Consider the following 26,358-nt stretch of genomic DNA (forward strand, 5'->3'; position numbering starts at 1 on the left):
AATGCGATACGTTATAGTTTCAACAATAAAAGGTGAAGCTGGAGATTTTAACAATAATTTAAGAAAAGAAGTTTTTAAGAAGTTTGGGGCAAAATCTTCAAAACTCCCTGCACACTTCACAATTAAGGCACCTTTTGAGCATAGTGAAGATATTCGTGACCTTGAAAAAATTTTAGAGGAATTTTCTATGAAGGAAAAAAAAGCTTCCTTAAGAATTCATGGATTTGACCATTTTGGTGATAGAGTGATTTTTATGAAAGTGAATATGTCAAAAGAGGGTAAAGAAGTTCATGACAGGCTTATTGATGCAATGAGTAAAGTACCCTACATAGCTTTTGATAAAAAAGATGATAAGGATAAAGTTTTCCACATAACTGTTAGTTCCAAGAGGATTGCTGATATGTTTAATGATTTGTGGGAATATGTAAATAAACTTCCCTGTGACTTTGAAAGTGAGTTCAATAATATTGGCATTTATAAATGGGAAAACTTTACCTGGGTGTTACATAAGGAATATTTGTTTAAATAAGATATTAAGTCTTATTATTTATCATTCATATAAAAATCCATTTCCTAAGATGCTTTACTAAATAATAATTATTATATCTTTATTCCTTTATTCCAAGTGAATTACCTATGTGGTGTAAATCCTACCAAATTTATCTCATAAAAAAGGTCAAAAATGTGCTTTTAATATCACATCTTTGACCTTATATTTCCTGTTATTAATAGTATTCATAAGTATACATTAACTACTTCTATTTCACTAAGCTACTGATTTTACTGCTTCTTCTCTATCGCTAAATACAGCTTCTTCCCCAACTAGTTCTAAAAAGCCCATTCCTTTTAGTACTTTGTGTGGTTGCTCTTTAATATTTGCAAGGAGTAATTTAATATTATGCTTTTCACATCTTTCATAAAGGGTCTCCAATGCATTTATTGCTGTTGAGTCAATGGCATTTGCATTTTTCATATCCAGTATTAAAACTTCATAAGATGAATTAATCTCCTTCATCACATTCATAAAACTATGAACTACTCCAAAGAACAAAGGTCCATTTATTTCATATACTAATATATTATCTTTAGATGTTTCGCTTCTTACATCATCCTCTTCTCCATTACTGCATAACACCATAGTTTCTATCTTTGTAGTATCTGCAATTCTTTTCATAAAGAGGAACATTGCAAGTATCATACCAATTTCGATAGCAACTACTAAATCGAATACTACAGTTAAAAAGAAGGTTAATAAAAGTATAACTACATCACTTTTTGGTGCCTTTAATAGAGAATAAAAGGTCTTCCATTCTCCCATATTATAGGAAACTAGTATTAATATAGCGCCTAAAGTTGTCATTGGTATAAGCTTGGCTAATGGCATAAAAATCACCATTATCAAAAGCAAGGTTACAGCATGGACAATTCCTGAAATTGGGCTTCTACCACCATTTTTTACATTTGCTGCTGTTCTTGCAATAGCTCCTGTAGCTGGTATTCCCCCGAATAATCCAGAAGCAACATTCCCTACACCTTGAGCTATAAGTTCCATATTAGAGTCATGCTTCCCACCAATCATTCCATCAGCTACCACTGCGGAAAGTAGTGATTCTATGGCAGCAAGTATTGCAATAGTGAAAGCTGGACTTAACAAGCTTTTTATAGTTCCAAGATCCACCTTTGGAATCATTGGCATTGGTATAGCAGAAGAAATATTGTTAAAACGACTGCCAATGGTCTCCACTGGTAAGTTAAACACATTAACCACCAAAGTAGCTAAAACTAAAGCTACCAAGGAACCTGGTATTGTTTTATTAATTTTAGGCCATAAAATCATAACAACTAATGACCCTGCTCCTACTAAAAAAGCTGTTATATTAAAGGTGTTCATGTGACTAAAATATGCTTCCCACTTCCCAATAAATTCTGCTGGTACATTATCTATAGTTAGTCCAAGAAAATCCTTAACCTGAGTAGAAAGTAAGGTTATAGCTATACCTGAAGTAAATCCAACAGTAATCGGATGTGGCACAAATTTAATCACACTTCCAAACTTCAATAATCCCAGGACTATTAAAATAATTCCTGCCATAATTGTAGATATAATAAGACCATCGATACCGTAGTTTTGTATTATTCCATAAACTATTACAACAAAGGCTCCTGTAGGTCCCCCTATTTGAACCCTACTCCCACCTAAAAGAGAAATAAAAAATCCTGCTATAATAGCCGTAATTAAGCCTTTTTCTGGGGATACTCCTGATGAAATCCCTAGAGCTACGGATAGTGGTAGTGCAATAATTGCAACTATTATCCCTGCAATTATATCTTTTAAAATTTTTTCCTTAGTTATCTCCTTCCTTTCTTTCATTCGTAATAATTTTGGTTTCATCACTATCACTCCTATGTTTTATATTGTCCACATAAAAGCATACTCCTCTGATTTTCCTTAGTCAACTTGTTTACTTTGGGAGGTTTTATATATACATTGAAAGTTGTCTATAGTTTTTTATATAATGAAAAAAACCTATGATATTTTAAATATCACGGGTTTTTAGAGGAAATTAACAAGTAAATTAAATATATAAACAATAAGTAAACTTTATAAATGCGACATTGATAGAGTTTTATAATGATTTTACTTCTTCATTCAAGGTAAAAACAAAATCACATAAGGTCTGTTCCAAATGTGACTTTTGTTTTACATTATTTCTACAGAATATATTTCTTTTCCAAGCTTTTCACTTCTTCATGGTATTTTTTCGTAGCTTTTTCAAAGTCTTTATCTTAAGAAGCTATGGTTAGTTTATTAAGAACTTTGTAACTTTCTTAAGGAAGAAAATGCTTTATAACTCCAAACTTTGAACTTTTTTTAATTCCATGGTTTTTTTCACATTGATAATTCTCTGATTTGATGAACCTCTAAATTTTAAATCTAAGGACTTTAATCCCGATACAAATCTTCCATCAACTAAAACATCAATGTGCTCTATGAAATTTTTATGAGCATCATTGTCCTTTATAAGCTCTTCCCATGTATAACCTGTATATACCATTACATCTAATCCTAACTTTTTCACTTCTTTAGCTAGATTAGAAAGCACACCACTTTGTAAAAATGGTTCCCCACCTGTAATAGTCACACCGTCTAGTAGTGGATTCTTATTAATGATTTCCACTATTTCTTTAATCTCCATGTCGTATCCACCATTTATATCATGGGTTTGAGGGTTGTGACACTGGTTACAATTATGAACACAGCCTTGTGTGAAAATTGCAAGTCTTATCCCTGGTCCATCTACAACGGAATCATTTACTATGTTTGAAATTTTTACTTTCATAACACTCACCCTTTTTTAGTTGTGTTTTACTCTATCTCTTACTTCTGATAACTTAGCATTATTGAATCTATCAAGAGTACCCACTAAATATCCAGTAATACGTCTAATTCTTTCAAATGGCATAGCTTCATCATTTCTTCCACACTTAGGACAATTATCGTTAATTATACCACTATATCCACACACAGGATCCCTATCCACCGGATGATTAATTGATCCATAACCAATACCTGACTTGTGCATAGTTTTAATAATTTTTTCAAAGGCATCCAGGTTTTTTGAAACATCTCCATCTAACTCCACATATGTAATGTGTCCTGCATTAGTTAATGCATGATATGGTGCTTCAATTTGTATTTTATCATAAGCATTTATTTTGTGATAAACAGGAATGTGGAAACTATTTGTGTAGTATTCTCTATCTGTAACTCCTTTAATCTCACCAAACATTTCTCTATCAATTTTTATAAATCTACCTGATAGTCCTTCTGCTGGAGTTGCTATTAATGAAAAGTTTAACTTTCTTTTCGCAGCTTCTTCATCCATTCTGTTTCTCATATGTTTTATGATTTCAAATCCAAGGTTTCTAGCTTCTTCATCTTCACCATGATGCTTGCCTACTAAAGCTACTAAGCATTCTGCAAGCCCAATAAAACCTACAGTTAAAGTACCGTGCTTTAGAACCTCAGAAACTTCATCTTCAAAGTTTAATTTATCACTATTAAGCCAAATACCTTGTCCCATTAAGAAAGGATAGTTTTTCACCTTTTTAGAGCATTGTATTCTAAATCTTTCAAGAAGCTGATCAATACAAAGATCAATTAAGTTGTCCAACTTTTTAAAGAAAATATTAGTATCACCCTTTGACAATAAGGCAATTCTAGGTAAGTTAATTGATGTAAAACTTAAATTTCCTCTTCCATAAGTAATTTCATTTTCTGGATCATACACATTTGCAATAACTCTAGTTCTACAACCCATATAAGCTATCTCAGTTTCAGGCTTCCCTGGTTTATAATACTGAGCATTAAAAGGTGCATCTTGGAAAGCAAAGTTTGGAAATAATCTTTTAGAACTTACTCTGCAAGCTAATTTAAACAAATCATAATTAGGTTCATTTGAATTTACATTTATGCCTTCCTTAACTTTGAAAATATGTATTGGGAAAATAGGAGTTTCACCATTTCCTAAACCTTCTTCTAAAGATAATAATAAATTCTTTACCACCATTCGCCCTTCTTCAGAAGTATCCATACCATAATTTATAGATGAAAATGGTGTCTGTGCACCTGCTCTTGAGTTCATAGTGTTAAGATTGTGGATTAAAGCTTCCATTGCTTGATATGTGGTTTTATCAGTTTCATTCCAAGCTTCCTTCAATGCAAAGCTTTGAGCTTTTTCAAGCATAGCTTCACTATAACCCTTTGAAGCCAATATTTCTTTTTCTCTTTTACAATATGCATCATGGTAGCCAATTCTAAGTTCATGTCCTTCGTTATTTAACACTACATTAATTTCATCAATTATCTCTTTAGGGTTTTCTATATCTAAAAGCATGTTTAGAGCCTTACACATATTTTTCATATAGTTTTTAACATAGGTTTTCCTAACTCCTAAAGCAAGAGCATAATCAAAGTTAGGAATGCTTTGGCCTCCATGTTGATCATTTTGATTTGATTGAATTGCTATACAAGCTAGTGCTGAATAGCTGGCAATATCATTTGGTTCTCTTAATATACCATGGCCTGTACTAAATCCATCTTTAAATAACTTTATTAAATCTATTTGACAACAAGTAGTTGTCAAAGTTAGAAAATCTAAATCGTGGATGTGAATATCCCCACTTTTATGAGCTTTAGAATGCTCAGGCTTTAATATAAACATTTCAGAAAAGTACTTTGATCCTTCTGAACCATATTTAAGCATAGCTCCCATTGCAGTGTCACCATTGACATTTGCATTTTCTCTCTTTAAGTCACTATCTTTTGCAGCTGTAAATGTTATATCTTCATAAGTTTTCATCAAACGTGAATTCATTTCACGCGCTTTATTTCGTTCAGCTCTATATAAAATATAAGCTTTTGCTGTTTTTGAATACCCCTTCTTAATGAGTAAATCTTCAACTTCATCCTGTATTTCTTCTACAGTTGGCCATTTTTCTCCATTTAAAGTAAATACTTCAAAAACTTCTTCTGCCATTGATAAACAGTAATCAAATGTAACATTTCCTTTTGTGGCTGCAAAGGATTTTTTTATTGCATTAGCGATTTTTTCTATTTGAAAATCTACAATACGACCATCCCTTTTTGTAATTTTGTAGGCTTTATGAACTTCCATGCTTTTAACTGCCATATTTTTGCTCCTTTAAACTTATAATTAAAAAAACTTCTACACTTTAGGCGTAGAGGTACATATTTAAAAATATATTTTAAAATTAACACCCCTCTATGTACCGTAGAGTTATAAAATTGGTGATAAGTATAGATAGGTATTCTGGCTCAAACCTTATCATTTTATTTATTCCTTTAGCAATATATTGCTAGTGGAATAGCAAGTGTGATTAGGCTTTCACAGCGGCGACACCGCACAGGATTCTAACCTGTTTCCCCTTTTATCTTCGTATAGAACTATGTATACTTTATTGCAAAATAAAATAACTACCATATGTAGTATATCTCCTGAATTAGTATACTGCATATAGTAGTTATTGTAAATGTCATTAATGTTCCAAAATACTGCTATAAAGTCTCAATTACATTATTAATCTTTATTTCTCCTGCTGCTCTTGCCCACGGATGTTTATCTTTAACTAAATCAAATTCTCTTCCTTCTTTTAGAAAAGTCATAGTTCCAACAACTAAGAATCCTGAACCCTCACCATGTAGTCCCTTAACTTCTCTGCTTCCCATTGTAAGTTGAACTTTATTATTTCTTTCTAGATTAGCTTCAGTATCCTCCATTCCTCCCACTGGAACTAGTAATCTTTCATCACCAGTAATTTGAATGTAGGTATTCCAAGTATTGACTACATGTGGTTCATCCTTGCCTTGAGTCACAATTGCAACAACACCTTCGTGGGTTAATATTTGTTTCATTTTTTCTGGTAACATCTTACATCATCATCCTTTTCTTAATATTGTATTTTAGTTTATTTTCTAATTTATATCTCACCGTCTTTGCACGTAAAGCTAAATAAGCAATTTTTATCTTATTTTAAGATCAATAATTTGCTTGTGTAACAACATGCAATATTATTTTGTCATTATCCTGTATGTTTTATAAGTAAAACTTTTTATTCTTTACCGCTTTCCTTAAATATTAAAATTTATTATATGTATGTAAGAATACCTATGATCACAACTAGCATTGTTGCTTGCTAAAATTCAAATAAACTTTTCATCTTTTTCCTTATTAAGAACAAAAAAAGAATTTTACCCCAAAAGTAAAATTCTTTTTTGCCTTACATAAATTATATAATTATTAATAAAAACAATCTCTTAAAAATAAAATCATATTCAAGTAACTATTTACTAACCAATCTTTCTACTAGTGTCACTTTAATAGTATCTCCAGGTTGTTTACCGATTTTAGCTCTAATCTCTTTTCTTATTCCAATAATATGACAAGGGGTTTTCATTTTAACTAAACTCCCATCATAAGGCTCACCGTCAAAAGTCGCAGAAACAGGAACTCTTCCTTTTCCAAACTCTGCTTTAACATCAAATGGAATTTCTATATATGCACCATCAATATCTGGCACCTTTTTAATTTCAGCTTCAAATTCATATACTTTACTCATATTAATACCTCCACTATATTTCACTTTAATTTATTTTAGATCTTATTTAAGGGATAAAATTCACGCTCCTATTTCTAGAAATTCTAAAACAAACTCAGTTGCTCTTTCTCATATTCTGCCGTGTAGGCTCTTATTATATCTTTCATTTTATATAGTATTCCTAGCCTGTCACATTCTGATTTAAACAACTGCCATAATTCCTTTGCACGAAGTGATGGACACCAATAGGAAAATCCATATTCTTTTATGTATTTCTGTTTAATACCTTTAAAACTTTCATCAAGTTTTCCATGGAAATACTCCCTCTGATTTTGCCTAAGTGTTACACCAAAGGCTGGATAAATAAATTTAGCACCATTTTGCGCTGCAAGGTTTATAATCTTTAATATATTCTCATTACTATCTTCGATAAAAGGTAGTATAGGCATCAGCAGTATGCCAGCAAAAATCCCATTCTTTGAAAGCTGATTTATTGCTTCAAATCGTCTTGAGGATGGAGCAACATATGGTTCAATAGCTTTACAAACTTCATCGTCAGATGCTGTAATTGTTATTTTAACAATTACTGGAGAATGACTTTTTATCTCCTTCAATATATCTATATCTCTTATAACTAGGTCACTTTTTGTTGCTATTGCTGCACCGAAATTGTATTTATTTACAAGTTCTAAAGCACTTCTAGTAAGCTTATATTCATTTTCCAAAGGATTATATGGATCAGACATGGCCCCAGTTCCTACTACTCCCTTTTTTCTCTTTGACTTAAGTTCATTATTTAATATATCAATTGCATTTTCTTTCACGCCAACAACATCGAAATCTTTAATTTGATAACAATCACTTCTTGAATCGCAATAAATACATCCATGGCAACAACCTCTATAAATATTCATGTTATAGTTTATTCCAAACCAATTGTCACTAGTTGCTCTGGCCGATAATATCTGTTTTGCAGGTAAATATTCCAATTTCTACACCTCCTCAAAGTTACTTTAGAAACTATATATCAACACTTATTTTATATAATTTTAATATCTTTAACAACATAATATATAGTTTTAATTACAACATTTAAGTAATTTACAAAAATAAACAAATCTGTTTTACTAGCACATTTAAATATGTTAAAATTAATTCATAAATAGAGTTAGACACTTTCAAAAATTACTAGTCATTATACTATTATATTTTGTGTACTACTTAGTAACTAGACCCATCATATCATTTATGCCTACAAGCATGCACACTTTTTCAACACAAAATATTCTCCATAACTTTGACAAAATATTTTATTTCAGATGTCTAAAATAATATTATAAAATAAGGAGTGTTATCTTGAGCAAATCATTAAACAACAGCTACAGAAAAATTCCTCTTTTAGATAAAATAGGCTATGGGTCTGGAAATTTCAGTACTGGTATTGCCAATCAGGTTATTGGAACCTATTTGGTTTTTTACTGTACTGCAATTCTCAATATACCTGGTAGCCTCGTTGGATTGGCTGTAAGCCTAAGTATCATTTGGGATGCAATTACTGATCCTATAATGGGATATATTTCGGACATGTCCAATTCTAAAACTTTTGGTAGAAGACATCAATACATTCTTCTAGGTGGTATAGGCCTTGGAATATCAAATTATCTTTTATGGAATATAAACTCTGGCATCTCAGATTACTTAAAGTTCTTTATTATATTTTTTCTTATTTTGGTGATCAAAACTTTTAGCACAATCTATGTGACTCCGTATACTGCTCTTGGTGCAGAATTATCTAATGATTATAATGAAAGAACTACTATTCAAGGGGTTAAAACTATCTTTTTTCTTCTTGGACTAGCCTTTGTGTCAGTTTTTGGAATGTTTGTTTTTTTCCGTTCCACTCCAGAGTTTCCTTCTGGACAACTAAATCCTGCTTCCTATAGCTCTATGGGGGTCTTTTCCTCAATTCTAATTGTTATCTTTGCACTTTTTTGTTTTTATTCTACAAAAAAATATATACCTATCCTCAATGAGCATGTTCAGAAAGGAAGTAGTGATGCAAAACTAAAAACTCTCTTATTAGCCTTTAAGGAAATATTCCTTAACAAAAGTTTTAGATATGTAGCTTTTGCATATATGTTTACTAATATAGCCTCTGCACTTGTTGCAAATACAGGATTACATGTATTTACCTATACATTTTCCCTTAGTAGTCAGCAAATTGCCCTTATCGTTGGAATACAATTTTCATTTTCTATATTATCTCAGCCAATATGGTCAATAGCATCTAAAAGGCTAGATAAAAAGCCCTCTATGATTTTAGGTATCCTGCTTTGTATCATAAGCAGCCTGATTTTTCTTATACTAGTGTTTATGAAGGATTATGTAGCTGGAAATGTATTCTACTTCTTCCCTTTTGCAGCTCTTGCTGGATTTGGAACTGGAGGATTATTTACTCTACCTCTTTCAATGATTGCAGATGTCATTGATTTAGACGAGCTTAATACGGGTAAAAGAGCTGAAGGAAGTTATTATGGGTGTTTAACACTGTTTTATAAGCTTTCTCAATCCATAACCTTGTTACTTATAGGTTTTATATTGGATTTAGTTAAATTCGATGCTAACCTTCCTCTTCAGGCTGAAAGTACCGTAATTATCCTAGGCTTATTGCTAAGTATAGGATCGGGGATAAGCTTTATAGCAGCACTTTTAAGCCTAGTAAAATATAATCTCAATAGATCCAAAGTTGAGGATATTCAAAAGAAAATTGCTGAAATGAATTTCACAAGATAGATACTCTCCTTGTAGAAGTATTGCAAACCATTTATATTGTTTATGAATAATTTACTGACATAAACTCAAAATAATATGAAGTACTTTGAAGTGAGGCTATGAAATGAACAATAAATCAAATCTTGATAAAAATATCGTATTTATTGGATTGCCTGGTTGTGGCAAGACAAGTATTGGAAAGAAAGTGGCTGAAAAGCTTACTCTTCCTTTTTATGATGTAGATGAGTACATTGAAAAAAAAGAAGGAAAGCAAATTAAAGAGATTTTCTTCAAAGGAGAACCTTACTTTAGAAAATTAGAAAGCCAGGCTATTGATGAAATAAGTGAAAATAACCTCTGCGTAATATCCACTGGTGGTGGCTCAGTGAAAGATTCTTCTAATATGGAAACCTTAAAACAAAACTCTATAATTTTCTTTATAAAAAGGCCTATTGAGAACATAATTCAGGATATCGATATATCTACAAGGCCTCTTTTAACCGAAGATATGACAAAGCTTTATGAGTTGTACGAAGAAAGATACCCTTTATATAAAAAGTATTCGGATATAGAAATTTTAAATGATACAGATTTTCAAGAAGTAGTGAATAAAATAGTTCGTTTAATTGAAAGTAAACTATTCTAAACAAACACATTCTAATTATTATAGTTTACTAATCGGTGTCACTTCAATTTTACCATTACTTCTCAGCTTGAATATCTTCTAATCATGCAATTCTTGGTTTTTCTATTAAAAATTAAACACCCTATAGCATAGTTTTTAACACCTATGCTATAGGGCATTTTTCAGCAATCTAATACTTTCTACAGTTTTTTAACCGTAAGTTATCTCATGCTATCATGCATTAACTGCAATACCTCATATAATTGCTCTACACCTATCTGACCAGGAGCTGAAGTCTTTTTTACTGCACCGAAGGTCAATGCAGATCCAAATACTTCTCCTGCCAAACGGCTAACAACACCCACTTTTGACATAGACATTGTGATGATAGGTCTATCGCAGTATTTTTCTGACATAATCACGGTTGCTTCTAATAATTCCAAAACATCTAATTTAGATTTTGGCATTACTGCAATTTTAAGAATATCTGCTCCCAAATCCTGCATCTTTCTTAATCGATAGATTATCTCCTCCTTAGGTGGAGTGTTATGAAAATCATGATTTGAGGCAATAACTTTTACACCTGCTTCATGTGCTCTTTCAATGATATCTTTTACAATTTCGTCACCTGTAAATGCTTCCACATCAATCAAATCAATCAGCCCAGTTTCTATTACAGCTTTATTAAGTTCAACATAGGCTTTGGTATCCATTACTTTTTCTCCACCCTCACTGGATGTTCTAAAAGTAAATAATAAAGGGATATTATTTAAAGCAGGTATTAACTCATTCAAAACCTCTTTGACTTTTTCAATATCTTCAACATGCTCAAACTCATCTGACCGCCATTCAACAATATCTACATGGATATTAGATAAGCTTAGTGCTTCCTCAATTATTTCTTTCTTAGTTACTTCTACAATAGGTACGCATATTTTTGGCATACCCTGCCCAATTGTTATGTTTTTCACCTTAACTGTATTCATATTGTTCTCCTTAAACCTTTTAAATACATAATAGCTAAGAAAGATAACCATTTGTCCTGTTCTTCCATCTAGCTATTTTTCCTTTTACAAGGGCCTTAGCTCTTCACAAATCTTTTCAAAGAATAATAACTTTTTCATACTTAAACTATATATTATTAATCTTGATACGCTTCTCTTAATATCTTTATTTCTTCAGCATAACCATCTAATTCATTTGGTGTTTCTAAAAAAAATGGCAAGTGACGTAATTTTGGATGATTGATAATTCTAAACATGGCCTCTAACCCAATAGAACCTTCTCCAATCTTTTCGTGACGATCCTTGTGACTTTCAAATGGGTTTTTACTATCATTTAAGTGAATGGCACATAGTTTGTTTAACCCAATAATTCTATCAAATTCATCTAACACGCCATCCAAATTATTAACTATATCATAACCAGCATCATAAACATGACAAGTATCAAGACACACCCCCATTTTATGTGAAAGTGTTACACCATCAAGAATTTGCTTTATCTCTTCAAAATTACGGCCTACTTCTGTGCCTTTACCAGACATTGTCTCAAGTAACACTGTAGTAGTTTGATCTGGTTTTAGCACCGTATTAAGCATATGTACAATATATTCTACCCCTACTTCTACGCCTTGTTTTACGTGACTTCCAGGATGAAAGTTGTATAAATTATTTGGTAAGTACTCCATTCTTCTTAAATCATCTGCCATAACTTCCAATGCAAATTCTCTTGTACTTTCATCACCAGAACAAGCATTTAGGGTGTATGGAGCATGTGCCAAAATTGTAGCAAATTTATTTTCTTTCATCAGTTGTAATAAAGCTTCTGCATCTTTAGGATCTATTTCCTTTGCTTTACCACCTCTTGGGTTACGCGTGAAAAACTGAAAGGTATTTGCTCCTATATTAATAGCCTCTTTTCCCATAGCTTCAAACCCTTTTGATACCGATAAGTGACACCCTATATTTAACATAATTATTTTTAGTAAGGGAACGTGCAATAAGTAACACCCCCTTACTAAAGTTCACCTCCTTTTTTATACTTTTACCTGTGTTCACTGTTGTCTAAGCTAACAAACTGTGAATCATTCTTTAATATCTTTATCACAATGGTGATTCTTACTATATAATTACATTCCATGAGTCTACCAAATTCTCCTCTATGTTCTCAATCTTCTACTCCTTTATTATGCTACCTTAAGTTTTCTACATAATAAATAACATAATCCATATAAGAATTATATAACAAAACATTAATAAAACTATCATTTTGTTGTAACATCAACAAGTATTATTTTGCGCAATAAGCTGTAATATATTAGTGATGAGAATGTAAGGATAATTTAATATGTTGTATCTAAAAAATGAAAATACCTAGAGAATCCCCTAGGTACCAATTTAATTATTTGAATTAACAATATTACAATATGAGTTTACTGTTAGGAAATAATAAATCATGTATATAACAGTATAAGCGGTGACAGTCAGGATTATAGGCAGCGTTAAGTTTACTTTCATAAGCTTTGATAAAAGCGTAGATGCCACCAAACTGTGCATTATTCCAACTACCAAAGGCAGAGCGAACACTGTAAGTATCTGTTTACTTATGGAACTTTTAATTTCCTTCTTTGTTACCCCTATGTTTCTAAGAATTTCATATCTCCTTTTATCGTCATTAGCTTCGGATAACTGCTTAAAGAATATTATACTTCCTGTAGCTACTAAGAATAACAGACCTAAGAAAGCACCGATAAAAATTATTAGCCCGGAATAGGTAAGTCCTGATCTATAGTCTAAATAATAAGATGAAAATTTAAAAAAGTCATCACCATCTTTAGGAAGTTGCTCTGATAATAGGATTATAAGTTCATTAGTCAACTCTTCACTATCCTTTTTATTATCCGTGTTATATCCCTTAATTCTATAAATATTTTCTTCTTTCTTGAATTTATTATAAATCTCATCTTTTACAACAACAGCATGTCTCATCATCCCTGAATTGGCAAGGGCATATCCTTTAAAATCCATAACCTCTAATGAAAACTTATCATTATTGTTGCCCATTGTTATTGTTTTTCCTGTATAATCATAAGCTGATGTAAAATTTATAATTTGACTAAATACAACTGCATCCTTAGTATCCTTTAAGTTTATCTTATCCTTTAATCCTCTAACATTTGCAATTTCATTGTATTTGCTTTCAGATATTATATAAAAGCCTGCCTCATAACTTTCTTGTTCTAAGGATTTATTATTTAAATCTGGCCACAGTCCATTTACTTTTACAAAATCCATATCTACTGAATTAATAATCTTATTTTTAGGATACTTTGCAATTATAGCTTCCACCTTTTTATCTAAAGAACTATCATTACTAGCATAGGCATAGCTAAAGCCATAGTTTTTTTGTAAATTAACTGAAAGATCATAATAAAAGCTTGCAGATACTTCCACTGCAGTAAGAGTTGCAGCACTTAATAGTGCAATTGTTGCCAGGGTTCTAGCACTTGCTTTTAGTCTGTATAACAATTGAGAAGTTCCTATCATATTAACTCCTCTGTAATATCTCTTTTCATTCTTCTTTGACAATTTAATAATTAAAAGTGTTAAAGAAGAAAATAGCATAAAGGTTCCTATTACAGTAGTTATTAAAGTTATTAATATGGTGAAAACTCCAAAGCTTGATAAGCTCTTAGTGTATATAAAGTAACCTCCACCAATTAGTAATATAGATAATATGGAAAGAATTACAGAAGCCTTTGGAGCTACCTCCCCTTGATTTTCCGCTTTAAAAAGTTCAATAAGCTTAAATCTATATATAACACTATAACCGTGTATTGAGGTTATAAAGAATAATATGGTGAATACAGCAACAGTGTTTGAAATTGCTTTTAAAGGCACCATAAATGTGATATGTGCTGAAAATCCCATGAGCCTTATTAATAGCATTATAAAAAGCTTTGAAAGTAAACTCCCCATAACAACCCCTGCAATAAGAGCTGCTATCCCCATAACTATATTTTCATAGAAAAGCATTGTTCCTATCTGCCTTTTTCTTATGCCAAGAAGAGAATAAAGAGCAACCTCTTTTTTTCTTTTCCTTATGAAGAAGGAATTTGAATACCAAATAAAAATAGCAACAAATACTGCAATGACTATGGCTGCTGCTTTAAATACAATAGAAAACTGCATAGAAGCACCAACAACCTGTTGAATCTGCGTATTATATTGTATTGAGGTAAAAGTAAAATAAACCATTATGCTAAATACCATGGATACAGAGTATAAGAAATAATTATAAAAGTTTCTTTTTATATTTTTAAAGGCAATATTAAATAAACCCATGTTTTTCTCTCCTTTCATGTCAGTTTATTACATATCAGTTAAACCACCGCCCAAGGTCTTAAGTACATCAAGTATTCTTTGGAAGAATTCTTTTCTAGAACTTCCTCGAGCGAGTTCTGTAAATAATAAACCATCTTTGATGAAGATTATTCTTTTGCAATAGCTGGCTGCAAAGGCATCATGTGTCACCATCATGATTGTAGCTTTATTTTTTTCATTTAAATCACTTAAAGCCTGAAGCAATTCTGTAGATGACTTTGAATCCAATGCACCTGTAGGTTCATCTGCCAGAACCAAAGCGGGCTTATTAATAATTGCTCTAGCTGCTGCAGTTCTTTGCTTTTGTCCTCCTGAGATTTCATAAGGATATTTATTTAAAATATCATCTATACCTAAGGCTACTGAAACCTCCTTAAGCCTTTTTTCTATGTCCTTAAGTGACGCCTTAGAAAGTGTTAATGGCAGAACTATATTTTCTTTCACAGTTAACGTATCTAAAAGATTAAAATCTTGAAAAATAAATCCTAGCTTGTTTCTTCTGAACACAGACAATTTCTCTTCATTCATTTTTACAATGTCATCACCACCAATGGTAACTGTGCCACTGCTTGGTTTGTCTATGGTGGAAATAATATTTAAAAGTGTTGTTTTGCCAGCACCGGAAGGCCCCATTATACCTACAAATTCACCTTCCCTAATACTTAAATCTATATCATAAAGTGCGGTATACACATTTCCTCTTGAACCATAAACTTTTCTTAAATTTTTTGCGCTTAAAACTTCCTTCATATTAACCCTCCTTAATTTTATACATAATAACTTTTATTATTGAAGTAAGCTATGTAGGCTTATTTTAGGTCAACTTTTTTCAATTCAGGATATTTATTAACCTGAGATTCTAACAAATCTTTTGCTTGATTTTTCAAATGCTTATTAAAAAACGTCACTGTTACTGATTTAGTGATTTCCAGACATCTTTCAGGCTCAGTGTTTCCCCTAATATCCATGACTTCTCTAAATTGTTTACTACCTATAAAAAGGCCTAAATCTGTAAACTTCATATGGTCACTGCCTTCAATGGTGAATAAATTTCCAGAGAATTTAAGAACCTCAACAAGTCCTGTGATATTTTGAGACGCTTTTTTATAAGCCTCCTTGTAAGTTTCCTCACTGCCATACATTGAAATCATTATTTTTCGTTCCTCTTCCATCATGTCTTCAAGCTTTTTCATTAAGGGTTCCCGATTCTTAATCCCTTGAACATGATATTTATCATTTGCTATCATTAAAAAAGGTACCATATCTTTAGGTTTCTCCTTAGGAGTGACAAAAACAATCCCATCTAAATCAATTGCGGCCTTAATTCTACTATCATTAATTGCCAAATTATATGCCACTGCACCACCAACAGAGTGACCAATAGCACCTATTTTATCAAGATTTAGTTTTCCTTTAAAATTAGAATTAATTTTCCCTTGGTTCATTCGACTTAGACTATCAATAACAAACTTAGAATCATCAACCATAATTTGATTAATTGTCTCAGCAGGATCTATTGTATTAAAGTCTGTTGTGGCCTCTTGTGCTGTAACAACTCTATCCGGAAAAAGAGTTGCCCAAGATATATAAGTATGGTCTATAGCTGCTACAATATACCCTTGGCTTGCCAAATCTTCACACTGCGAAGTTTGAACTTCCATTGTTGTTCCTGCACCATGGGAAAACAAAACAACTGGATAATTTTGCTCCTTTTCTGACACCTGCAAGCCTTCTTTTGAATTAGTCTTTACTAATTGTAGATGGCTAAACATAAATTCTGGCATTTGATAACCTGCAGTAAAAGCTTTTAAAAGTTCACGGGAATTATGAAAATATCTATCAAATTGTTTTGAGTCATCATTCTTTGCAGGATAATAAACCTTAATCATCAGCTCTCTCTTTTTAGTTGATTTATCTAAGAAAGGATCATTTCGATTTTCATCAACTAAATAAAGATAATCAATACCTACATCATAGTTTCCTGTTGGCTTTGGAAGCTTGAATACAGGAAGGGCATAGGCTAGAAGGCATGTAACCCCAAGAAGTATACAACATAAACTTACTGATATAATCTTTAATGACCTTGGTATGTTAACATCAAAGCACTTATTCCTTATTTTTAGTAAAGTATATATAGCAAACAAAATGCTAAACAAATATGAAAAGGTCATTTGGTAACGAAAACCCTCCAATACACCATGGATTAACAACACAAATATATTTGCCGTTACTAGCCTTACCCTAATTATCTTTGAATGCCTTTTAAAGCTCAGAAATATACTAAACAAATTCATTAAAATTAGTATTATTTCAAATATTCTCATTAGATTCCCTCCTGTATTGCTCTAGAGTATAAAACAACTATAAATTGCTTTGTTTCCTGTTCTTATTTTTAATTACAGTACTATTGTATAAAATTAAGATTTCAGAATCCATTTCTCTAACTTACAAAAATATCTTTATTTCTTACATTTTTGTCACCTTCATAAAAAAAAGTATACACTCTTCCCCCTAAGCTACGCATAGTTTTTTTACATGTATCTTGAAGTTTAGTAATACCAATGCTTCCACCTGCCTCTCCATACAAAAACCTTTAATTCCTATATAACAAAAAAAGTGGCAATGCCACTTTTGATTTAGTATTTTCATTAAGGATTTCAAATTCTAAAATAACCTTTTTATAAACTTATCAAATTCACTAATGCTATTATCTCAAAAATTAACATCATACTTTTTCCTGACTGTTCCTTTCATAAGTTTGACTTTTACTAAGGAACCCTATGACTATTATTCTTTTGAAACTTGCAGATAATCTAACAGCTTTGGAAAGGCAATTATAACTTTTGTGTATTCTCCATATTTTGATTCCATGGTTATGTCATGTCCAAGCTTTCTTGCGAGCCTTTTAGAAAGGTAAAGCCCAAAACCTGTGGATCTATAATTTTCTCTTCCGTTAGCCCCTGTAAAACCTTTATCAAACACCCTATGCAGATCTTCTTCTTTAACTCCGATTCCATTATCCTCTATGATAAGCTTCTTGGATTTATCTTCGACCAATCTATAAATTCTAATTTTCCCTCCAGGAGAAGTGTATTTTAAAGCATTAGACAGCACTTGATCTACAATAAAAGAAATCCACTTCTTATCCGTTGTAACCTCTAAATCAATGTTATCAATCTCTATATTTATTTTCTTATTGATAAAAGTTTTTGCCTGCTTTTTTACTGACTCTTTAATCAATCTATCTAAATCAACCTGATTTATTAGATAGTCTTTTGAAAAATTGTCTATTTTAGAATAATAAAGAGCTTGTTCTATGTAGTTTTCAATTTTATCTATTTCTTCTTCAAGGCTTCTCAATGTATCCTTATTTAGAGAATTTGAATCATTTTCAATTAATAATCTGCTCACAGCTATAGGTGTCTTCACTTGATGAACCCAAGAGGTTATAAACTCTTCATAGTCCTTTTTTTGCTCGTAAAACTTTTGTACTTTTGAACTTCCTTCATTATATAAAGAAGAGAGTACCTCATGAAAAAGAACATGTTCATAGCTTTTAACTTTGGGAAGTCTATTTATTATTTCATCCCTTTTATGTTCAACAATATCATATAGACTTTTATAATAACTCCTATAATAAATATATCTTGATATTAAATAAATTATGAAAAAGGAAGTGGAAACTAAATTAATATATAATATATTTGCTATACTTACTTTCACAGAACCGTCTAGATAGATTACCAGTGATATAAATATCATAAACAATATGTAACAAAGTATTGAAAACTTTCTATCAGCTAAAAATTTGTTAAACTTCATAGAATTATATACCCCTGGCCTTTCTTCGTTTGTATAAAATCAATAAGTCCTAACTCCTCTAGCTTTTTTCTAAGTCTATTAATATTTACAGTTAATGTATTATCGTCTACAAAACTCTCATCTTCCCAAAGTGCTCTCATTATTTTATCCCGATTTACTATATTCCCCTTATCCTTCATAAGAGTATATAGAATTTTAATTTCATTCTTAGTAAGTTCCAATTTTCTATCATTAAATGCAATTGAACTATCTTTAAGATTAATCATTACCCCGTTATGTTCAATTATATTTGAAAAAGTATTTGTATAATCATAAGTCCTCCTTAAAAGTGCATTTACCTTTGCCATAAGCACTTCTAGAGAAAAAGGCTTCTGAATAAAATCATCTCCCCCCATATTAACAGCCATAATTATATCCATATTAGTATTTCTGGAGGATATAAAGATTATTGGAACTTTTGATACCTCTCTTATTTTGCCGCACCAATAAAAGCCATCATAGGAAGTTAGATTTATATCCATTAGCACAAGATGAGGATCATACTTAACAAAATCATCGAATACATTATTATAATCTTGCACATAAGTGCCATCAAATCCCCATCTCACTATATTTTCTAATATTATTTCTCTCATTTTTTCATCGTCTTCTACTATCAATATTTTAAACATAAGTAATTTTCCTTTCCTTATAAGTCCTTGCTCCCTTAGATGACCTATAATATCACTCATTAATATCCGGCTTAAAGTTTAAGAATATTATATAATATTTAATTAAATAAAAGTAGAATGTAAATTTATTATTTGAATTAGAGTAATTAGAAATATACCTTAAAAGAAGAGTTTAAAGTGAAATAAATACTAAAAAGGCCCCTCAAACATCAGTTAGAGAGACCATATAATACATTTCAATTTTTACTTAAAAACCTTTAAGGCCTTTGATATCAGGCTACTTTCTCTCTATCCTGACAATCGTCTCCACATGGGGCGAGAGGACAGAATTGATGTCAGGGTTCTCGGGAACATGTCAACCGTTTTTTAGCCCTTTCGCGGTATTTGGAAACATGTCAATGATTTCACGGTTCGCGGAAACATATCGACAATCAGAGTTTACAAATCATATCCGGTAGATGCTGCCGGACATGATTTTATATGAAATCCGGGTCAGCTCTGCCTGATCAGGCTTTTTATGATTCTTTATATATTTCTGTGTCAGATAGCACAAACCCGCTGACATATACAGTGATGCGTATTCACGTTCTTCATTATCCAAGTCCACATAGCTCTGGCGGCAGGTTGACATTGCCCGATAGAACTGCGTATATACTATCTCCATCAATTCGTTATCCATAAGCATTTTCAGCTGCTTATAGTTGGATGCAACATATTTGCTGTATCTCTCGCACATCTCCATGAGTGTCATCCCGGATGTCTCTTCATCTTGAGGCTGCTTCGTGTAGGGAGAGTGCTCCAGCTGATAGAGGAGTATGTTTTCCTTTGTCCCAAAGAGGGAATAAAATGTCTGGCGTGAGATGCCGGAATGGCAGCATATCTCGCTCACAGATATATCTTTAAACTCTTTTTCCTTTAACAGTTCATTTAGTGAATCCAGCAACATCTTCTGCGAAGTAAGAGCAGCCGGATTATTTCCCTGATACATTGACAAACCCTCCCCAATGTCTAACTTAATTCCAAAACGTTGACTATGTCAAGCTTCGGTGATATTATAGCATTAAACACTGACAGTGTCAATGCAACAAGGCTGATGAGAAAAACAGTAAACCGACAATTTGATGTCCTCGGAGTCATGCTATTGTAGCATTAAATACAAATTTTAAATAGAAGGAAGGAAATAAAATATGAAAATTATTGTAATAAATGGTAGTCCAAGAGCTAATTGGAATACTTCAACATTATTAAAAAAGGCAGTTGAAGGTGCAACTTCAAAAGGTGCTGAAGTTGAAATTATAAATCTTTATAAACTTAATTACAAGGGATGTATTGGTTGTTTTTCATGTAAGAGGAAGGGTAGTAAAAGCTTATATAATTGTGCTATCAAAGATGATTTAACATCAGTTTTTGAAAAAATAAAAAATGCTGATGCTGTTATTTTTGGTTCACCTGTTTATTTTTATGATATTACAGGAGAAATGCGTTCTTTCTTAGAAAGACTTCTTTTTCCATCTCTACCATATGCTAAAGATGCAATAAGTGAAGGTACCTATTTCCCTAAAAAATTAAAGACAGCCTTTATATATACAATGGGTGCACCAGATGATACATATAAAGACGAGGTCTTAGGAAAAATTAAACCTATGGAGGATTTTATATCACAAATTTTTAGATTACCAGTTAAAACATTATATTCAAATAATGCGTATCAATTTGACGATTATTCTAAATATGAGGCATCTGTTTTTGATTTAGAAGATAAGATTAAACAGAGAGATGAAGTTTTTCCAATTGATTGTGAAAAAGCTTTTAGTCTTGGAGTAGATTTAGCATTAGACAAAAGCTAAAGTATATAATCTTATCCAGGGGTAGAACATGACCGCTAACCTAAGAAGTCTTATTTTCAATTATGATATAATTTGTAATTAATCATTATAGAAAGTGGACGATTAATTTTCAACAGTTAGGTTTACAGCCATGGGATATATAGAAAAGGGCAGCCTTTCCTTCGAAAACACTCCATTGGAGCAGCCGCTTGAAATGCTTTTGCTGAAAAATCTTTAGTCAGCTTTGCAAGCTATAAGCTGACCAAACACCAATAATCTCAATGAACGGAACGTTTGAACTTCCGACATACCGCGATATCTTAAGAGAAGAAAAGGCGATTCTGCAAGGATTGGAATTTGATCGTCCGGTTGTAGTATGGACGGGCGGCTTTATGCCTGGTGAGGGGATGATACGTGGAACGTTCCCGAAAGACAAGGAGAAAGTTCTAAACACATTAGCAGAAAGAAAGATTGTGAATCGTTTGCTGGATCAGAAAATCATGATGAATGGCGGATTATAAACATGAGACTTCTGTAACTTTATATCCGTAGCCACAATTGATGTCCGGTTTGAGAGCGGTCGGTCACACCATAACAGATGAGAAAAACAGTAAACCGACAATTTGATGTCCTCGGAGTCATGCTATTGTAGCATTAAATACAAATTTTAAATAGAAGGAAGGAAATAAAATATGAAAATTATTGTAATAAATGGTAGTCCAAGAGCTAATTGGAATACTTCAACATTATTAAAAAAGGCAGTTGAAGGTGCAACTTCAAAAGGTGCTGAAGTTGAAATTATAAATCTTTATAAACTTAATTACAAGGGATGTATTGGTTGTTTTTCATGTAAGAGGAAGGGTAGTAAAAGCTTATATAATTGTGCTATCAAAGATGATTTAACATCAGTTTTTGAAAAAATAAAAAATGCTGATGCTGTTATTTTTGGTTCACCTGTTTATTTTTATGATATTACAGGAGAAATGCGTTCTTTCTTAGAAAGACTTCTTTTTCCATCTCTACCATATGATCTAGATGTAATTGAAGGTACCTATTTCCCTAAAAAATTAAAGACAGCCTTTATATACACAATGGGCGCACCAGAGGGTATGTTAACAGAAAGACTTAAACCTATGGAGAATTATATATCACAAATTTTTAGATTACCAGTTAAAACATTATATTCAAATAGTGCGTATCCATTTGTTGACGATTATTCTAAATATGAGGCTTCTGATTTAAAGGAAATGATGATTAAATATAGAGATGAAGTTTTTCCAATTGATTGTGAAAAAGCCTTTAGTCTTGGCGTAGATTTAGTATTAGATAAAAACTAAAGTATATAAGCTTATCCAAGGGTAGAACATGACCGCTAACCTAAGAAGTCTCATTTTCAGTTATGATATAATTTGTAATTAATCATTATAGAAAGTGGACGATTAATTTTCAACAGTTAGGTTTACAGCCATGGGATATATAGAAAAGGGCAGCATTACAAGCGACAACACCCCATTGGAGCAGCCGCTTGTAATGCTTTTGCTGAAAAATTTTTAACATTTCTATCTTCTCAACCTACCCAATAATAATCCTATCCACTCAACTATACTCCATTGATATGTTTCCTGTCACCAATAAAACATAAAAAAAAACGAGAGTTGGAACCATCACCTGACTAAATTCAACTCTCGAAAACCCTTACTTCGAGCCTTTTCAGCCCTTTATTTCTATTTCCTTGTTATCAATACTACGCACTCCACGTGGTGTGTCTGTGGAAACATATCAACTGGTTGTATTTCTTTAACCTTGTACCCATGTTTTGTAAGGTATCTAAGATCACGCTCCTGTGTAGTTGGGTTACAAGATATATATATTACCTGTTTTGGTGCTAGGCTCACCAATGAGGATAAGAACTTTTCATCACTACCACTACGAGGTGGGTCCATAAACACTGTATCAACACTTTGTTTTTTCTCTGCAAGATCAACCATGAAGTTACCTGCATCATCATTATAAAAGAAGGTGTTTGTAACTTTATTTCTTTTAGCATTCTTAATTGCATCTTTCACTGCATCTTTATTTAATTCCACTCCAATGACACTTTTCACCTTATTGCTTACAATTAATGAAATAGTACCAATTCCACAATAAGCATCAAGAACAACTTGATTTCTATCTAACTTTGCCATTTCCATTGCTTTGCCGTATAGAATTTCAGTTTGCAAAGGATTGATTTGATAAAAAGACTTAGGTGAAATTTGAAATATACAACCACATAAAGTATCTTCAATATATCCTTTTCCAAAGAGTACTTTTTCTTCATTGCCAAGTACTACACTGGTTTTGCGATTATTTACATTCATAACAATAGTTGTGATTTCGGGATGTTTCTTAACTAGTGTACTAACAAAATTATTTTTTCCTGGAAATACTTGTGATGATACTACAAGTACCACCATTACTTGCTTACTTTGAAATCCTGTTTTCACTAAAATGTGGCGCAGAAATCCCTCTCCAGTATCTTCATTATAGGGCTTCATTTTATATGTCTTCATAATTTCACGAATAGACCCAATAATCTCATCGGCTTTGCTATCTTGTATAATGCACTTTTCAATAGGAATCACCTTGTGAGTATTCTCTCTATATATTCCAGAAATAATTTTATGCTTTTCATCATGTGCTACAGTAGAATGCACTTTATTGCGATAGAAATATGGTTCTTCCATGGTTAGTATTTCATTGACTTTCCCATAAGGCTTCATCAATTTTTCTATAGTTTTTTGTTTTAATTCTTTCTGTCCCTTATTGGACAAATGTTGTAATTGACAGCCACCACATTGATTAAAATATGAACATTTAGGCGTAACCCTATTTTCCGACTTTTCTTCAATCCGAAGCACTTTGGCAGTTATATAATTTCTCTTTTTCATTATCTCAACACGGGCTGTTTCTCCTTGAATTAAATTAGGAACATGGATTTCTTGCCCATCAATTTTTATTATTCCTTTTCCTTCTTCGTCCATTCCATAGCATTTTACTTTTAATTGCTCATTGTTCATGTTTTCTCCTCTTCTCGTGCAGTTAAATCTGTAACTTCTTACATTAATTACATACCTATAATTTATTATCTAAACCTGTTCAAGTCAACATTAAAAATTTATAAGTTTTGCTACCAATTTAGATTTTTGGAATATAACTTGTAATATCAAACTATTTAATACTTCTATGCATGGTACTAAATATAATTTCTATCAGTAAATATTATACCTCTAAATAAGATGGCAGCTACCTTCATCTTATAAAATACATAAGAAGCATGAATAATGATGTTTTTAGAAGTTCTTATTTAAAATCAATTATAGTTGAAAGATATCTTAGCATATCCCACTTCCTATAATTTGCAATACTTCTCTTGTAGCTTTTTGCAAATTCAACTTCAGTACTTTCATAGGCCTTTCTTGTTTTAAGATTCAAGTCATAAAACAACACAAAGTCCAATTCTCTGTTGACCTTATTTCTTTCATGAGCAAATTTTTTTACAACGCTATTGGGATAAACTATTTTTCTATTCAGCTTTTTTTCTATCTCAAAGGTAATACTCTTTTCAAAGGATTTATAAATTACTTCAGTACATATAAACGCATCATTTGATTCCATATTAATATAGAAATCGTATGGCCGACCAACAAAGCTAAATGCCTTTAATATTGCCTTCATCTTTTCTTCTTTTGATATTCTAGGCCTTACTGCTGAGAAATAATCAACTTTTGCAATGTTACTTAAGGGCTTTACAACTACACCTTCTTCTATTGCTTCTATAACTGATAAATCGCTGTTATTTTCCATAGCTTCATATACCTTTTCATCCATTTCTTTTAATTTATCAGAAAACCTTTTACCCTTTAACATTTTAACATCTCTGAAATAACTATCTAATTCCTCCAAGCTTCCAATATAAAGTCCTGTATGAGTCCAAAATCCTGATATTCCTAAGTTTGTCGCCTGCCAATCATTTCTCTTTAACAAGATATCTCCAGGTTCTAATTTGCTTTTTATTTCTTTTAGCTCCACTTCTGTTATGAACTTACCCTTTCGTTTGGTAAATTCCATACCAGTGATGCTTACCATTACATATTTTTGAACTGGGAATATTGCTACATACATGGCTTCTTTAGATTTTTCCTTAATCTCATGTTTATACTTTCTAAATTCCCAAAAATTCATTATAACTGCAAATAGATATAATAGATATTGTGCTAACTTGCTTCCATATTTAAAGGTTTTATATTTTGAATTTAAGGTCCCCTTTACTTTAAATTCTACATGCTTCAGCGTAAGTAAGGCTAAAAACAATAATAACAATATAAATGTAAATACAAATATAGTTTCATGAAAAGGGATAAACCTATTAAACTTATATATTAACACTAAAAAAACTCCCAATTTCACTGAATGGACTATCAATAATTTTCTTTCTAAGTGAAGAAAAAAAGCCTCGAAAATTCGATTACTATCTTTATACAAGAACCAAATTATAAAAAATGCAACAAAAAACTTAATGGGTTCTTTTAAGAAAATCAAAATATTTCTATCCATTCTATTCACCTCACTTTTAAATATATAATACCCTATAGAATAAAAAAAATGCCATTAGCTATGAACCTAAAAGCTACATAAAGTAAACGAAATCAGCCTTCCTTATAAGCTTTTTAAATAGGAATCTTTACTTAATTTCATAATCAGTATGATTTTGTTTTTAAATTATTTCTTATTTGATTTAAATAAAATTTTTGGAGTGTAAATATGAGCTCCCTCGTCTAATAGAATAAGCAGATAACTTTAAGATTACTGTATCACACCTAGGCAATCTTAAAACATCTCAAAATTTGAAGTTTAAAATATGAGGAGGTAACATTAATGAGAAAATCTTTTTTTGCAAAAAAATCTAAATTCTTCAAGGCCCTTGCATTAAGTTTTTGTTTAATTTTTGTATCATCAAATACGGCTTTTGCTAGCGATGACACAACAAAAGTATTAACAACACAAAATGAAATTACAACTAATGATCAGGTATTATTAGAAAAGCAAAATGAAATTGATAAGTATGTTTTTGAAAATCACGCAAAGGAAATAGCTGA

At 31.6% G+C, this 26,358-nt stretch carries 23 protein-coding genes and 1 riboswitch; of the genes, 6 read left to right on the forward strand and 17 right to left on the reverse strand.

Going from position 1 to position 26,358, the window contains the following annotated elements; all coding sequences use genetic code 11:
- Position 1 precedes the first annotated feature (1 nt).
- Entirely contained in the window at positions 2-529 is a 528-nt protein-coding gene (locus RR409_RS09375) for a 2'-5' RNA ligase family protein (RefSeq protein ID WP_332557482.1), read from the forward strand.
- A 237-nt stretch (positions 530-766) separates the two neighbouring features.
- On the opposite strand, the gene sulP is transcribed toward RR409_RS09375, so the two are convergent.
- The 6 genes from sulP to RR409_RS09405 form a co-directional block, all read right to left on the reverse strand.
- Positions 767-2,392, reverse strand: coding sequence for a sulfate permease (gene sulP, locus RR409_RS09380; protein ID WP_332557483.1), 1,626 nt, complete (start codon positions 2,390-2,392; stop codon positions 767-769).
- 454 nt (positions 2,393-2,846) lie between these two features.
- Positions 2,847-3,341, reverse strand: a complete 495-nt coding sequence (gene nrdG / locus RR409_RS09385; RefSeq protein WP_332557484.1) for an anaerobic ribonucleoside-triphosphate reductase activating protein — start codon at positions 3,339-3,341, stop codon at positions 2,847-2,849.
- 15 nt (positions 3,342-3,356) lie between these two features.
- Positions 3,357-5,693 carry an anaerobic ribonucleoside triphosphate reductase gene (locus tag RR409_RS09390; protein ID WP_332557485.1) on the reverse strand — a complete coding sequence of 779 codons (2,337 nt, stop codon included), beginning with the start codon at positions 5,691-5,693 and terminating at the stop codon, positions 3,357-3,359.
- 113 nt (positions 5,694-5,806) lie between these two features.
- Positions 5,807-5,987: riboswitch (cobalamin riboswitch) on the reverse strand.
- Between the two features lie 92 nt (positions 5,988-6,079).
- Positions 6,080-6,451, reverse strand: a complete 372-nt coding sequence (locus RR409_RS09395) for a pyridoxamine 5'-phosphate oxidase family protein (protein WP_332557486.1) — start codon at positions 6,449-6,451, stop codon at positions 6,080-6,082.
- Positions 6,452-6,864: 413 nt separating this feature from the next.
- Positions 6,865-7,140: a DUF1905 domain-containing protein gene (locus tag RR409_RS09400; protein WP_332557487.1), complete on the reverse strand. Its 276-nt coding sequence runs from the start codon at positions 7,138-7,140 to the stop codon at positions 6,865-6,867.
- A gap of 83 nt (positions 7,141-7,223) precedes the next feature.
- Positions 7,224-8,108, reverse strand: coding sequence for a radical SAM protein (locus tag RR409_RS09405; RefSeq protein WP_332557488.1), 885 nt, complete (start codon positions 8,106-8,108; stop codon positions 7,224-7,226).
- Positions 8,109-8,475: 367 nt separating this feature from the next.
- Between RR409_RS09405 and RR409_RS09410 the strand changes: the two genes are divergently transcribed.
- Positions 8,476-9,912, forward strand: coding sequence for an MFS transporter (locus RR409_RS09410; RefSeq protein WP_332557489.1), 1,437 nt, complete (start codon positions 8,476-8,478; stop codon positions 9,910-9,912).
- Positions 9,913-10,015: 103 nt separating this feature from the next.
- Complete coding sequence (locus tag RR409_RS09415; RefSeq protein WP_332557490.1) at positions 10,016-10,537, forward strand: shikimate kinase; 522 nt, start codon at positions 10,016-10,018, stop codon at positions 10,535-10,537.
- Positions 10,538-10,737: 200 nt separating this feature from the next.
- Here the strand turns inward: RR409_RS09415 and aroD are convergent, their stop codons facing one another.
- From aroD to RR409_RS09460, 9 genes are all read right to left on the reverse strand, one after another.
- Positions 10,738-11,502, reverse strand: coding sequence for a type I 3-dehydroquinate dehydratase (gene aroD, locus RR409_RS09420; protein WP_332557491.1), 765 nt, complete (start codon positions 11,500-11,502; stop codon positions 10,738-10,740).
- A gap of 155 nt (positions 11,503-11,657) precedes the next feature.
- Positions 11,658-12,491 carry a deoxyribonuclease IV gene (locus tag RR409_RS09425; RefSeq protein ID WP_332557506.1) on the reverse strand — a complete coding sequence of 278 codons (834 nt, stop codon included), beginning with the start codon at positions 12,489-12,491 and terminating at the stop codon, positions 11,658-11,660.
- Positions 12,492-12,915: 424 nt separating this feature from the next.
- Entirely contained in the window at positions 12,916-14,862 is a 1,947-nt protein-coding gene (locus RR409_RS09430; RefSeq protein WP_332557492.1) for an ABC transporter permease, read from the reverse strand.
- Between the two features lie 27 nt (positions 14,863-14,889).
- Complete coding sequence (locus RR409_RS09435; RefSeq protein ID WP_332557493.1) at positions 14,890-15,651, reverse strand: ABC transporter ATP-binding protein; 762 nt, start codon at positions 15,649-15,651, stop codon at positions 14,890-14,892.
- 59 nt (positions 15,652-15,710) lie between these two features.
- Positions 15,711-17,225, reverse strand: coding sequence for a dienelactone hydrolase family protein (locus RR409_RS09440; RefSeq protein WP_332557494.1), 1,515 nt, complete (start codon positions 17,223-17,225; stop codon positions 15,711-15,713).
- Between the two features lie 116 nt (positions 17,226-17,341).
- Positions 17,342-17,488 carry a hypothetical protein gene (locus RR409_RS09445; protein ID WP_332557495.1) on the reverse strand — a complete coding sequence of 49 codons (147 nt, stop codon included), beginning with the start codon at positions 17,486-17,488 and terminating at the stop codon, positions 17,342-17,344.
- A 200-nt stretch (positions 17,489-17,688) separates the two neighbouring features.
- Positions 17,689-18,723: a sensor histidine kinase gene (locus RR409_RS09450; protein ID WP_332557496.1), complete on the reverse strand. Its 1,035-nt coding sequence runs from the start codon at positions 18,721-18,723 to the stop codon at positions 17,689-17,691.
- Positions 18,720-19,394, reverse strand: coding sequence for a response regulator transcription factor (locus tag RR409_RS09455; RefSeq protein ID WP_332557497.1), 675 nt, complete (start codon positions 19,392-19,394; stop codon positions 18,720-18,722). The genes RR409_RS09450 and RR409_RS09455 overlap by 4 nt, the downstream gene beginning before the upstream one ends.
- 445 nt (positions 19,395-19,839) lie before the next feature.
- The gene (locus tag RR409_RS09460; protein ID WP_332557498.1) at positions 19,840-20,382 is read right to left on the reverse strand and encodes a TetR/AcrR family transcriptional regulator; all 543 of its coding nucleotides are present in this window, start codon (positions 20,380-20,382) and stop codon (positions 19,840-19,842) included.
- Between the two features lie 199 nt (positions 20,383-20,581).
- Here RR409_RS09460 and RR409_RS09465 point away from each other — a divergent pair, with 199 nt between their 5' ends.
- Both RR409_RS09465 and RR409_RS09470 read left to right on the forward strand, forming a co-directional pair.
- Complete coding sequence (locus RR409_RS09465) at positions 20,582-21,241, forward strand: flavodoxin family protein (RefSeq protein ID WP_332557499.1); 660 nt, start codon at positions 20,582-20,584, stop codon at positions 21,239-21,241.
- Between the two features lie 671 nt (positions 21,242-21,912).
- Positions 21,913-22,557 carry a flavodoxin family protein gene (locus RR409_RS09470; protein ID WP_332557500.1) on the forward strand — a complete coding sequence of 215 codons (645 nt, stop codon included), beginning with the start codon at positions 21,913-21,915 and terminating at the stop codon, positions 22,555-22,557.
- Between the two features lie 387 nt (positions 22,558-22,944).
- Here RR409_RS09470 and rlmD read toward each other — a convergent pair whose 3' ends face one another.
- A complete protein-coding gene (gene rlmD, locus RR409_RS09475) occupies positions 22,945-24,279 on the reverse strand; it encodes a 23S rRNA (uracil(1939)-C(5))-methyltransferase RlmD (protein ID WP_332557501.1) in 1,335 nt (444 codons plus the stop codon).
- 283 nt (positions 24,280-24,562) lie between these two features.
- Entirely contained in the window at positions 24,563-25,648 is a 1,086-nt protein-coding gene (locus RR409_RS09480; RefSeq protein WP_332557502.1) for a YiiX/YebB-like N1pC/P60 family cysteine hydrolase, read from the reverse strand.
- Positions 25,649-26,137: 489 nt separating this feature from the next.
- Between RR409_RS09480 and RR409_RS09485 the strand changes: the two genes are divergently transcribed.
- The coding region (locus RR409_RS09485; RefSeq protein WP_332557503.1) for a hypothetical protein at positions 26,138-26,358 on the forward strand (221 nt) is incomplete at its 3' end.

Source organism: Clostridium sp. (assembly GCF_036642255.1).
Taxonomy (GTDB): Bacteria; Bacillota; Clostridia; order Clostridiales; family Clostridiaceae; genus Clostridium_J.